We start from the raw sequence: 12,518 nt of genomic DNA on the forward strand, positions 1-12,518 counted from the left end.
GCACCCGTCGGTGTCGGGGCATCAGGGCCGCTATCCGCTTCGGGAGATCGTGAATGCGATCTTCTATCAGAACCGGACCGGGTGTCAGTGGGCGTATCTGCCGCACGATCTGCCGCCGAAGTCGGCGACGTACTACTACTTCGCGTTGTGGCGCGATGACGGCACCGACCAGACGATCCACGACCTGCTGCGGTGTCAGGCGCGGGAGAGGGCCGGCCGTACGGAGGATCCGTCCGCGGTCGTGCTGGACGCGCAATCGATCCGCGCGGCGAACCACATCCCTGCCGCCACGACCGGAAAGGACGCGGCCAAGAAGGTTCCGGGGCGCAAGCGCGGCCTCGCGGTGGACACCCTCGGACTGATCATCGCCGTGGTGGTGATGGCCGCGTCGGTCACCGACAATCAGATCGGCGTAGCCCTGGTCGACCGGGTCGTCGCGCACACCCCGACCGTGACGAAGGCGTGGGTCGATGCCGGGTTCAAAGACGACGTCCAGATTCACGGCGCCGTAAACGGGATCGACGTCAACAGGTCAAACGTTCCGACACCAGGCCAGGGTTCGTGCCGGTGGCCAAGCGGTGGATCGTCGAACAGGTCCACGGCACGCTGATGCTGCACCGCCGCCTCGTGCGCGAGTACGAGACCCGGCCCGCCTCCAGCGAGTCGCGGACCTGGTGGGCGGCCACCGCCAACCTGGTCCGGCGCCTCACCGGCACCACCACCCCGACCTGGCGCCACCCGTTGAGCGACAACGGATGAACCACGACCGATGAACCACGAGCAGGTCCTGGAACTGATCACCGCCAGGGAAGCTGTTGCCGCTACCCAGGCCGAGCAGTTACGCGCCCAGATCGCCGCGCTCACCGAGCAACTCGTTGTCGTCGACGCCGAGCTGGCCGACCTGGCGACGACTCGCGATACGCTGCTGCGGCTCACCGGCGCCACCACCCGCGGCACGTCACCGACGGATGCCACGGTCACCATTCCGGTTACCAGCAGATCCTCGCCGTGTTCGCCGCCACCGGAAATCCGTTACGCGCAAAGGACATCTGCGTCGCGCTCGGTACCGGCACCGCCGCGAAGAACACCGAAAGCCTGCGCGCCAAACTCAAACGCCTCGTCACCCGCGACGTTCTCACCGAACTCGAATCCGGCCTGTTCGCCCTCACCCGGCCCGCGACTGCCAGCAGCCCTGACCCAACACCAGAGTCATAACGGACATCAGCTCCCGAACCACCATCTCAGCTTCGGTGCAGGCGATCCCGAACACGGGATCGGTCAGCGCGGCGGCCACGTCGTCGGCGTGGGAGTTGCGGAGCCATTCCAGTTCCTATTGGTCTCCGTATCCCCACAGGTGTGAGGTTAGGCTCTTACCAGATCGGTCAACGGGTCGCGAACCCGTCGAGCATGCGTGCCGAGGCGAGGAACCGAGCCGACGACCACCCGGTACTGTGCGGATCGCCTCGCCGGCAAGGACGTCGAGGATGTCCTGCGCGCAGCGGCCACGGCCGGGCACGGAGGGGGATGGGGGCGAAGCGGCTGCGCGCGATCTGTGTACGTCGCTACCTAGGGTAATCACATTTTTCCATGATCACGTCGGTCCGGCCCCCCCGCTCGAAGGCAGAAAATTTCCAGGCTTTTTCCCGTGCCTCTAATGGACTATTGCCGGACCCCTGGCCGGTTGCGACCAACTTTCCATCCTTGTCGACAATTCTGCAGACGGCTACGGCGGGGCCCGCCTTGTTGTCGTTGTTCGTCCACAAATGTGGTGCATCCCAGATTTCGCCATAGGACCGACCGCTCGGCTCTCGGTTAGGCCAGCGCTCTCTGGCCTCTCTGGCGGCGGCTTCCCGGGCCGCTCTGGCGGCCTCCCGGGCCTCTTTGCGGTCCCCTGGGTCAACGCCGTCTCCCCCGCGTGGCATGGCAGCTCCTTTGACAGATTCGACACCTACATGACCGCCTGGTCAGCGCATCGATGCATTGGTCTGAGGATCGTGATCTCGTCTATCTGCATCGTTGGGGCGCTGAGAATTCCTGCATTTTCACATGGCACGCATCGGCGGCGCAGGAGGTTGGAAATTCCTGCTACTGACGTGATCTCAATGACATCGCGGTAGGTACCGGTATTCGAAGTGGGTCAGATGCAGCGCTGCGGCGACGAGGTCGCCGAGTGCGCGAGGGTTGGCGGTGGTGTGGCGCAGTGTCCGCCAGCGTCCGGTGAGGATGGCGAAGCCGCGTTCGCCGAGGCAGCGCATCGAGCGCAGCAGCAGGTTGTGGGCACGGTCGTCGACGGCGAGCGGTCGGCCGCCGACGGGCTGTTTGTACGGGGGTGTGGATGCCTTGCCCGGTGCCGTCGTATCCGGAGTCGCCCAGGGTCGACAGGTCCAATGTGGACGCAGCCCAGTACAGAGCGCCGGTGATGTCCAGGTACTGGGCGCAGGTCAAGTCGTACAGGTGTCCGGGCATCGCATCGGAGGTCCAGATCGGTAGCCCGTCCGGGCGCATGACGGCTTGGATGTTGGCGCCGAAGTCGCGGTGCTTGCCGGAGTACCAGGCGTCGATGGGTTTGCCTTTGACGCTGGTGGTGGTTTCGGTGAGGCGGTTGGTGTCGAAGAGTTTCCCGTCGAGGATGACGCCGTCAGGCCAGGGAGAGGGCGGGCCGTCGGGAGGATCCGTCCGCGGTCGTGCTGGATACTCAGTCGATCCGCGCCGCCAACCACGTCCCGGCCGCGACCACCGGCAAGGACGCCGGCAAGAAGGTGCCCGGCCGGAAACGCGGCCTCGCGGTCGACGCGCTCGGGCTGATCATCGCGGTGGTGGTGACCGCCGCGTCGGTCACCGACACCGCGATCGGCGTGCGCCTGCTGGACAAGGTCGTCGAGCACACGCCGACCGTCACCCTGGCCTGGGTGGACGCCGGGTTCAAGCAATGACCTGGGCGTCCACGGTGCTGTGCTCGGCGTCGATGTCGAGGGCGTCAAGCGCAGCGCCACGAGGCCGGGGTTCGTGCCGATCGCGAAGCGGTGGGTGGTCGAGCAGGTCAGTGGCGCGCTGATGCTGCACCGGCGCCTGACCCGGGAGTACGAGAGCCGCCCGGAGTCATCGGTGTCACGCACTCTGTGGCCTCGGCCGCCAACCTCGTGCGCCGGCTGACCGGCACCAGCACACCGTCCTGGCGAGACCCGGCATGAACACCACGACCGTGCTCGGCCTGATCGCCGCCCGCGAAGCCGCCGCGTCCGCCACCCGCGACGACCTGCACCAGCAGCAAGCCAAGCTCACCGCCGAGGTGGCCGCCATCGACGCCGAACTGGCCGACCTGGCGACCACCCGCCACACCCTGACCAAGATCCTCGAAGACGAGGTGACCTCATCCGAACCGGCCGTCATCAGCGAGCTCTACCAACAGATCCTCGCTGTGTTCACCCCCGACCGCGACGCCCTGCGCGCGAAAGACGTCTGCCTCGCACTGGAAATCGGCACCGAGGCCAAGGACACCGAAGGCATCCGCGCCAAGCTCAAACGCCTGGTCAACCGGCACACCCTCACCGAAATCCAACCCGGCCAATTCACCCTCATCGGAACCCGGGCATAACCTCCCAGACCACCCTCTCAGGTTTCGATGACGTCGAAGCCGAACACTCCCCTTGAGCTGACCAGAAGTAGGAAGTTGCTGCTGGGGAGGGCGCTACACAGTTTGATTTGGTCGTCGATCCGCATCGCTGCGGCCCGTCCAGTTTGGGCTTGCCACAGAAATATTGATGACTTGCCGGCCGCTACCAGCCGGCCATCGGCAGGCAGGATCACGAGGTGATCCACTCCGCGGGCGAGGCCGGTGTCGACTGCGTAGCGGAGGGTGCCGCTGGCTGGGTCGACGATTCGCACAACGGGATCGCTATCCGCGCCGCGGGTGCCGGTGGTGGCCAGCCATGTCCCGTCTGAGGCTACGTGCATCGCGCCGATCCCATGGGTGTGGCCGGTGTCGATGGAGTGGCGAAGGGAACCGTTCGCTGGATCGAAGATGCGCAGGATCGGGTCACCGTCCACGCCGCCGGCGCCGATGGTGGCCAGCCATGTTCCGTCCGGGGCGAGGCAAGCCCACCTGATTCCGTGGTGGTGGGTGGTGTCGATGGTGTGGCGCGGGGTGCCACTGATCGGGTCGTAGATCCGGATCATGGGGTCACCGCCCAGGCCGCCAGCGCCGGTGGTGGCCAGCCATGATCCGTCCGGTGCCAGGTACAGCGATCCGACACCGTGTGGGTGGCCGGTGTCGATGGTGTGACGGTGGGTGCCACTGTTCGGGTCGAGGATCCGGATCACGGGGTCGCCGCCCAGGCCGCCCGGACCGGTGGTGCTTGTAGTTGCCAGCCAGGATCCGTCCGGCGCCGGGTAGAGCGACCCGGCGCCGCGACGAAAGCCGGTGTCGATGCTGTGACGCAGAGCGCCGCTTGCCGGGTCGAAGATATGGACGTTGGGATCGCTCCGGCCTTGGGAGTCGACCGCGCCGGTAGTGGCGAGCCAGGATCTGTCGTCGGCCAGGTGTATGGACCCGACTCCCCGGCGGTGGCCGGTGTCGATGGTGTAGCGCAGGGCACCGCTGATCGGATCGAAGAGCCGAGCGACTGGATCGCCGCCCACACCGCCGGGACCGGCGGTGGCCAGCCACGATCCGTCCCGAGCCATGTGGACCGAGTCGACTCCTCGTGGGTGGCCGGTGTCGATGTTGTGGCGCATCTTGCCGGTGGCCGGATCGAAGATGCGCACCACCGGAAAGCCCGAACGGATGTCGCCCGTGGTGCCAGTAGTTGCCAGCCACGAGCCGTCCGAGGCAAGACACGCGAATCCGACCTCGTGGCGGTGGCCGGGATTGCCGGTGTTTCGCGATGTGCCAACAGCCGTGTCGAAGATCCGCACCAGGGGATCCCGATCGGTGCCAGTAGTGGCCAGCCACGATCCGTCGGCGGCCGGAAATACCGATCGGACACCACGCGGATGGCCAGTGTCGATGGCATGGCGGAGGGCACCGCCGGACGTGTCGAAGATCCGCACCACGGGATCCCGATCAGTGCCAGTAGTGGCAAGCCACGATCCGTCGGCGGCCGGAAATACCGATCGGACACCACGCGGATGGCCAGTGTCGATGGCATCGCGGAGGGCACCGCCGGACGTGTCGAAGATCCGCACCACTCGATCGCCCCGGCCGCGCGCGTCGATGACACCTCTGGTGGCCAGCCACGAGGGATCCCGGGCGGAGTAGATTGACCCGACGCCTTTGAGGTGGCCTGTGTCGATGGTGTGGCGCAGGGTGCCGCTGGCCGTGTCGAAGATCCGCACCACCGAGTTTCTGTACCTGCCGGTACCGATCGTTGCCAGCCAGGACCCGTCCGGAGCTACGTGCACCAGGTCCACACCATCGGCGTGGCCGGTATCAATGGCATGTCGTATGGTGCCGGTGGCTATGTCGATGATCCGCACGACGGGATCGCCGCTCTCGCTGGTGCCGGTGGTGGCTAGCCAGGATCCGTCCGGTGCCACGTATATCGACGCCACGCCGCGTGGGTGCCGGGTGTCGATGCTCTGGCGTACGAGACCGGACATCGGGTCGAGAATGTGTACTACTGGATCACCGTTGAGGCGCCTGTTGGGCCGCTTGCGACGGTTTTCCTCCCAGCCTGTCGCCGTGGTGCCGACGGTGGCGATCCAGGATCCGTCCGGAGCCACGTGGACCGACCCGACACCCCGATGGTGCCCGGTGTCGATGGTCTGGCGAAGGGCGCCGGTCGCCGGATCGAAGATCCTCACCACCGGATCACCTTTGTGCCGACGAAGTGTGCCGGCGGTGGCCAGCCAGGACCTGTCCGGGGCGATGCTGATGAGGGCTACGCCGTGGTGGTGGCCTGTGTCAATTGTGTGGCGGACGGTGCCGCTTTCGGGGTCGAAAATCTGGATCATCGGATCGCCGCCCACGCCGCTGGGGCCGGTGGTGCCCTTGGTGGCCAGCCATGATCCGTCCGAAGCGAGATGGACCGACCCGACGCCAACCAGGTGTCCTGTGTCGATGGCATGACGTGGGATGCCGTTGGCCAGATCGAAGATCCTCATCACCGGGCCGTTACCTCGCTCGAAGCGGCCGGCGGCACCGGTCGTGATCATTAGGGACTTGTCGGGAGCCAGATGAACTGAGCTGACTCCATATGGATGGCCGGTATCAATGGCACGGCGAAGCGCCGCGTCGGGTTGGTCGGGCGGCGGCCAGCGGTTGACGACGCGCAGCCGCTCGGTCAGATATGGCGTGAAATCGGCGACGAGTGGCTGGAGAGGTGGGCTGGCATCCAGACGGCTGGCAAGAATGTCGTCAATGGCATGCGCTGGGCGGATCGGCGTGAGGAGGTGGGCGTTCTGCCGGATCGCGGTGCCGAGGGCCGCAGCCGTCGCGGTGCTCGACCGGCGAAGATCTGCTTCCACAGCGACCGGTCCGTCGCGGCGTATCCGGGCTGAGGCCCATCGCAGGTCGGCGACCAGGTCGTCGGCCCGGCGGTCCAGGCCTGCACCGCGAAGGTGGTCCACGAGGTGGCGCCGTAGATCGTCGAGGTCGTCGGGAACAGTCCACCACGGCCAACTGCCGGCATCGATCGGATCGAATGACTGTGGCTGCAGAAGCCGACCCACAGACGTGAGGAGCGTGCGGTGGTAGCCGACGAGGCGGTCATGCCCAACCGAAGCCTGCAAAAAGGTACGAATAACGTCATGTAGCCGCAACCCGGGGACGTGGCGGGCCGGCCTGGCCAGGGAGGCGTCAACTAGGGTGCGGCCGAGTTGCTCCACCTGGAACTCCGTCATCGCGGCTCCGGCTCCCCAGAGCAGGTTCAGCGTTTGGAACGGGATGTCGGTGTCTTCGGCGAATATGCAGAGCTCTCGGTACCGGTCGCGAGTCAGCGCGGGCAGCAGGTCGATGCTGGCATTCAGACACGCCGCCACCATCCGATGGCGCTGTTGGTCGGAGATCTGGTACGGGTTGTCCAGCCCGGCGGGGCCGACCCGGCCCAGCTGCTCAGCGATTATGGAAGCGGCATCCGCTGTGTCACGGCCGTTGTCGGCGAACTGAGCGATGGTGCGGTTGGTGATATCCAGAAGCAGTGGCCACCGGCCAGTCAGTCGTAGCAATTCGGTCACCGTTGCGCTCGGAACTGCGCCCAGGCCGCGGGTCAACAGTTCGGTTGCGTGCCCGTCATCCATCGCATCGACTAGGACCTGCACCGAGCCGGCAAGCGACCGTAGCCGGTGGCGTGTGGTGACCAGTCGCCGACAGGTACGTCCACCGACCAGGAACGGGTGAATCTGCTCATCCCGCCATACATCATCGATCACCAGCAGCACCGGCTCAGTGCAGGCATCAAGGGCGACGCCCAGGCGGAACCCCGCTTGCTGCGGATCGGCCATCGTCGGCCTCTCCATCGTCAACGCTTCAGTGAGATCGTTGATCTTCGCAGCCAGGGCCGGCCCGGTGACATCTCGGCCGAGCTCAGTCCACAACAGTCCGCCGGTGTACCAGGCAACCACCGCCGGATCCTGGATCGCCTGGGCCACCAGCGTCGTCTTCCCGAATCCGCCGGTACCCTGCACCGCGGTTACCGCCACCGTCGCTGGCTCAGCTGGATGGCAAACCGCTGAAACCAGGGACGCGCCAAGATCTGGACGTGGAACCATCCCGGGCTCCACTCCCGGTGCCATCCACGGCCGACGCCACTCGCGCTGCCGACCGCCGGACCTCCGGGGCCCGGTGCCAGTAGGCGACGGTTCTGCGTCCGTCGACCCGATGTCGGCGTCATGTGCAGAGGTCGAGATCTCGCCGCCTGCCATCGACACGCGGGGCGGCCGGGGCCTGACGGTGCCCAGCGGAGGTTCGACGTACAGCGGTTGGCAGGTCAGCACACGCACCAGCTCGTCCACGCCATCCGACGTCAGCGTCGACACCACATACGTCGTCCCGCCCACCGGATGAAGCCAATCCGGCAACCCCGTCGCGTCGTCACCCGGCAGAATGACGGGAAGGATCATTCGGATGCCCTCATCCGAGTCGGTGTACAACAGCTCCTGAAGCTGCCGCGCCTCCCACCACACTCCACGCCCGACCCCGCCAGCGGCGCGGCCCTCGGCACGTTCCCGATAACGCGGTGACGCCACCACCAGCACGAAATCGGCCAACCGGATCTGCTCCGACATCCATTGCGGCCAGAACCGACGCTCCGACGCGGCCGAAACGTCCAACCTTGCGTCCACGCCTTCAGCTCGAAGCAGCGTCCACAGCAGCCGCACCCGCTCCTCGTGCTGATCATCTTCGTGCGCGTACGAGATCAACACACGTACACGACCACTGTCCGCAGACGCCACCGTCACCATCCAACCCGGTCACCGTCGGCAGTCTCCCCAACCGGTCAACGGCACGCAACCATTCGTTTCAAGCGGACTCCTCCGGTCGGCCGAAAGGATGACCCCGGTGCAATGTCCATCTAGTCCCTGCCCTCGCGGCTCGCTGCAATCAACCGGGTCCGGATCATCGTCGGTCACGGGCCCCCTGCTCCTTTCCGGCGTCACGAGCCCGCCGTCCTCGTCGATGGGCTGGCATATCCCGGTTCACGCGTCGGTTGTCCAGTACACATTCGAGGTGATAGGTCTCGGATCCACGGTCCGGCGTGAGGCCGGATCAGGGAAATTAGCAATTACTGAAAATATTCGCTGAACCCGGTATCAGAGCAGAACGGTCTTAAGGCCCTAATTGGCTCGGTGCAGGTGGTTGTTTGACGCCGGGGACGACCCGCCACCAGCGCAAATAGAATTCCCGGTCTTGCGAACTCAGTGTGGTCACGGCTTTCGTCGCCAGTTCGGTGGATGCTAGCGTCCGAGTGGGTGAGCTGCATCAACGTAAATCCGTGAGGTGAATCAACCGCCAGGCCGGGTCGAGCCGACGTTCAACGTGATTGCGGCCTCGCCGGCCGGGCCAGCCCGAACCCTCGCACATTTGCGGCACCTGCAGAATCCCGGGCAGGTTCCCCCAGTCACCGGCCAGCCGTTGAGCCATGGCCGGGTGACCTGCGTCTCGCGGGCAGCCTCTAATCGACCTGCTCGCCGTCGAGGGCGACGTCGCCGCACAGCGGACGGGTCGTTGGGGCGCGAGCCCTGGGCGTTGTTCGAGGCGGTTCGGGCGGAGTGGCTGTTGCACCCGCCGACACGCGGCGCTGGACGTGTTCGCCGCCCAGCCGACGCCACGCACTGGGGTGTGGCTGGATGAGTTGCAGCGTTACCTCTACCATTCCTGCGGCCTGGCGGTCGGCGTCCTATGGATTCCGGTGAACGCCGATGTCGTGGTGGTGGGCCGCGCCCAGGTCGACGAGGATGCCCTGTTCCGGATGGTCGAGCAGATGCGCATGATCACCGGCACCGCGACGAAGACGACCCGCCGGGCGCGCCGCGACGAACAGCGGCGCACCTCAACCCCGCCACCACGGGTTCCAGCGCCGGGCCCGGTGCCACCGCCGGATCCACCCGCCGACACGGCGCCGGCGGCGTCGGCGTTGCCGTTCGCCGACATCGAGCAGTGGTGACCGACATGGAGTTGGCCGAGGCCACCGAGGACCTGTCGCACCTGCACCCGGCCGCCCAGCGGGTGGCCCGGCTACCCGCCGAGGAACGGCTACGGCACGTGCGCGCGGACCGGTGGATCGGCTACACCCGCGCTACCGAGGCCCTGGCGGGGTTGGAGATGCTGTTCGACTGGACGGCCCGGCAGCGGATGCCGAACCTGCTGCTGATCGGCGTCACCAACAACGGCAAGTCGATGATCATCGAGAAGTTTCGGCGGTCGCATCCGCCGGTGTCGCTGCCCGAGCAGGAGCAGATCCCGGTCCCGACGGTGCAGATGCCCTCCGAGCCGTCGGTGGCCGGTGTCGAGGTGGTGAAGATCCCGCCGCGGGCGCCGAAGGCCAACGCCTACGCCGAACGGTGGGTACGCGCCGTCCGCCACGAGTGCCTGGACTGAACGCTGAATCTGGAACCAGGACGGGCAGTTCACCTGCTGTGATCAACAGTCCGGAGCGGTCCGGATCCGGATCTACCACGGTGGGTCGACCGAGCGGCGGAGCCCGTGGTGGATGAGTCACCGACGGCGGCTGAGCGGTTTGTGACGGCCTTGGCGGAGCTGTACCGGGCGGCGGGCGCGCCGACGCACGCCTCACTCGTCCGCCAAGCCGCAGCGCAGGACCCACCGGTGACGATCACCGCGCAGCGGCTCAGCGACTGGCTCGGCGGGATCACCGTACCCGCCGAGCCGCTGGTAGTTCGGTTCCTGGTGGAGCACCTACAGCCCCGAGCGCGGCGTACGGGACATCCCGAGCGGCCGGCGTACTGGTGGCTCGATCTGCATCGAGCAGCGCAAAGGCAGCGACAGACCAACGCCGGTGGAAGGCCAGCCATCCAGGCCCGAGCCGCCAGCAGCACGATCGGGCACCTTCCGGCCCGGTTGGGACGGCCGGTCGCTGATTGCGATCCCTTCACGCTGGAGGTACGTCCAGCGATCGACGTTCCCGGTCACCGGCGATCGACAGGTCGGCTGCCGCCCTATGTCGTCCGCGACCACGATGCGCTGCTGCGGCAGGCGGCGGACCGGCTGCTGGCCGGGACTTCTCGGCCATGCTGGGGCGGTCGAGCGTGCCGATGGAAACCCTATCTGCGACTCATGTTCCTCAAACACCGCTACCAGCTCGGCTACGAGCCGCTGTGCACGGAGGTGGCCGTTACATCCCGTGGCGGCGGTTCTGCCGGATCGACATCGATCGCCGCCGCGAACATCCGCCCGGGCGCACGGAGCTCTGCACGACCAACGGGGAGGCGGCTGCGGCCGCCTCCCCGTCACAGTCGCTGCGGATTGCCGTTATGCAATGAGCGGAACGCTGGTGGCGCCGGCCAACGCCGAGGTGCCTGCCGCGACAAGCCATCCGAGCCACGCAACGGCGTTGTCGGCTATCCGGTTGCCGTTGACTTCGTCGTCGCCGAACCCGGGTACCGAGATCTCCAACACCTCCCAGAGCACCGTCACCACCGCGGCGACGAAGTACGGCGTTAGCCAGAAGCCGAGCACGACTCCGGTGAGCGTGTGGATCGTGGTCCACCATGGATCGACAATTTGTCGGTCCCACGGCGGCGGCTCGCCTGCCACCGGTTTAGACACGGTGCCCTCGAGAACGATCCGGACGGCAACGAGCAGGACGAGACCCGCGGTGAATCCCCAGCGGACCAGGGTGAGCCAGCATGGCCCCTCACCGCCGGTCCCGGTGGTCACCAAGACCACGGCAGCGGCGATCGCGAGATAGCAGCCGGCGAGGACCCAGCTCAGCCAGGTTCGCCGAAGCCAGGTTCGCCAGCGCAACTTGGTGACCCCGTACCATCCTGTGCCGATCTCCAAACGAACGAAGGGAGGTTTCATCGCGAATACCTCACACCATGCACCGATCGATGGTTTGTTTGCCGCCGGGCGTCAGCAGGTCGCTACTTCCGAGGATGAAGAGTCCGTCGTCACCCCGGACGTCCGTGGCATAGAGAATGTCGTCTCCGACCGGGAACTCCATCGCCAAGTCGCCCAACCGGAACCGGCAAACGCCGTCCTGTGGAACGGGAACCGGCTCCGGAACCACTTCGTGGCCGAAAAGGACGGACCAGGGGAAGCAGGCTGCTGCGCCGATCCAAGGTTTCTGCTCTTCCGTCGACATAACCTGTTCGATGATCACCCTGTCGAGGAAGTCGCGCTTCGCTGAGAGGTGGACGACCGCGCCGATTCGGACCCTGAAATCGAGCGCGCAGGCCGGCGTCCCCGCCATGGCCGGCCGGACCGCGAGTACTGAAGCGGTGAAGCCGTCACGAGTGAACGTCACTGGCCCATCCAGCGTCACCACCCAAGGCGAGCCGGCGGCGAATCTGCCTTTGGCCTTCTCCAGCACGGCGATTTCGATGAGCCCTGGATCGATATTGACTCCCCAGTGCGCCGCCGGTGCCGTGTGCAGGCTCATCGCCGAGGTGAATTCGCGGCGCGAGCCGGCGTCGAATTCCAGCCCGATCTTCAGGCCTTGTCGGGTGCCGAGCGCGAGGTCCGTGAGTTTGAGGTTCCTGTTGCCGGTGAGGTTCCGCACAGCGCCGATGATGTCGTTGGACGGAATCTTGATCGGCTGCTGGCCACGCAGGGCGCTGCAGATGCCGCGCACGACTCCATCCGCCACCAGGTCGTCACGGATTCCGGGGCCGCCGCACGCGTACTCCTTGTTCTGGCCGATGTCGACGATCTCGTGAGGCTCCAGCCGCAGGACGACACCTTGTGTGGGGCCTGGATCCGTCGACGCCATGCACAGGGTCGACCGCCGGATCGCTTCGTTGGGCACCTTCTCCGCCGTGACCAGATACGGGACCAGCCGCAGGGAGAGACGGAATGCTTGTACAGCTCCACCTCGTCGGAACTGCCGTGAGCACCGATC

At 66.5% G+C, this 12,518-nt stretch carries 8 protein-coding genes and 2 pseudogenes; 6 read left to right on the forward strand and 4 right to left on the reverse strand.

What is annotated here, in order from left to right:
- A pseudogene (locus Vau01_RS49990) lies at window positions 1–759 on the forward strand (IS5 family transposase); the annotation flags it as partial.
- Between the two features lie 10 nt (window positions 760–769).
- On the forward strand, window positions 770–1,360 hold the full coding sequence (locus Vau01_RS49995; RefSeq protein ID WP_239152578.1) for a prefoldin domain-containing protein: 591 nt from the start codon (window positions 770–772) through the stop codon (window positions 1,358–1,360).
- A gap of 725 nt (window positions 1,361–2,085) precedes the next feature.
- On the opposite strand, the gene Vau01_RS50000 is transcribed toward Vau01_RS49995, so the two are convergent.
- The gene (locus Vau01_RS50000; protein ID WP_239152580.1) at window positions 2,086–2,505 is read right to left on the reverse strand and encodes a hypothetical protein; all 420 of its coding nucleotides are present in this window, start codon (window positions 2,503–2,505) and stop codon (window positions 2,086–2,088) included.
- A gap of 128 nt (window positions 2,506–2,633) precedes the next feature.
- Between Vau01_RS50000 and Vau01_RS65085 the strand changes: the two are divergent.
- Window positions 2,634–3,191, forward strand: a pseudogene (locus Vau01_RS65085) (transposase); the annotation flags it as partial.
- Between the two features lie 11 nt (window positions 3,192–3,202).
- Window positions 3,203–3,595: a hypothetical protein gene (locus tag Vau01_RS50010; protein WP_239152584.1), complete on the forward strand. Its 393-nt coding sequence runs from the start codon at window positions 3,203–3,205 to the stop codon at window positions 3,593–3,595.
- A 17-nt stretch (window positions 3,596–3,612) separates the two neighbouring features.
- Here the strand turns inward: Vau01_RS50010 and Vau01_RS50015 are convergent, their stop codons facing one another.
- On the reverse strand, window positions 3,613–8,400 hold the full coding sequence (locus Vau01_RS50015) for a TIR domain-containing protein (RefSeq protein WP_275424041.1): 4,788 nt from the start codon (window positions 8,398–8,400) through the stop codon (window positions 3,613–3,615).
- Window positions 8,401–9,347: 947 nt separating this feature from the next.
- Here Vau01_RS50015 and Vau01_RS50020 point away from each other — a divergent pair.
- Window positions 9,348–9,602, forward strand: a complete 255-nt coding sequence (locus tag Vau01_RS50020) for a hypothetical protein (RefSeq protein ID WP_204008252.1) — start codon at window positions 9,348–9,350, stop codon at window positions 9,600–9,602.
- A gap of 5 nt (window positions 9,603–9,607) precedes the next feature.
- Window positions 9,608–10,036 (forward strand): TniB family NTP-binding protein, encoded by a 429-nt coding sequence (locus Vau01_RS50025; RefSeq protein ID WP_444546055.1) that lies wholly within the window; start codon window positions 9,608–9,610, stop codon window positions 10,034–10,036.
- An 891-nt stretch (window positions 10,037–10,927) separates the two neighbouring features.
- Here Vau01_RS50025 and Vau01_RS50035 read toward each other — a convergent pair.
- Complete coding sequence (locus Vau01_RS50035) at window positions 10,928–11,479, reverse strand: hypothetical protein (protein WP_204008206.1); 552 nt, start codon at window positions 11,477–11,479, stop codon at window positions 10,928–10,930.
- Window positions 11,480–11,489: 10 nt separating this feature from the next.
- Window positions 11,490–12,425, reverse strand: coding sequence for a hypothetical protein (locus tag Vau01_RS50040; RefSeq protein WP_204008208.1), 936 nt, complete (start codon window positions 12,423–12,425; stop codon window positions 11,490–11,492).
- Window positions 12,426–12,518: the final 93 nt, after the last annotated feature.

The organism is Virgisporangium aurantiacum, assembly GCF_016863635.1.
GTDB classification, from domain to species: domain Bacteria; phylum Actinomycetota; class Actinomycetes; order Mycobacteriales; family Micromonosporaceae; genus Virgisporangium; species Virgisporangium aurantiacum.

Excerpts from the sequence above, each read along its gene's own strand:
- Vau01_RS49995 (WP_239152578.1), top strand. The coding sequence starts at position 770 with ATGAACCACGAGCAGGTCCTGGAACTGATCACCGCCAGGGAAGCTGTT.
- Vau01_RS50000 (WP_239152580.1), bottom strand. The coding sequence starts at position 2,505 with ATGCGCCCGGACGGGCTACCGATCTGGACCTCCGATGCGATGCCCGGA.
- Vau01_RS50015 (WP_275424041.1), bottom strand. The coding sequence starts at position 8,400 with ATGGTGACGGTGGCGTCTGCGGACAGTGGTCGTGTACGTGTGTTGATC.
- Vau01_RS50025 (WP_444546055.1), top strand. The coding sequence starts at position 9,608 with ATGGAGTTGGCCGAGGCCACCGAGGACCTGTCGCACCTGCACCCGGCC.
- Vau01_RS50035 (WP_204008206.1), bottom strand. The coding sequence starts at position 11,479 with ATGAAACCTCCCTTCGTTCGTTTGGAGATCGGCACAGGATGGTACGGG.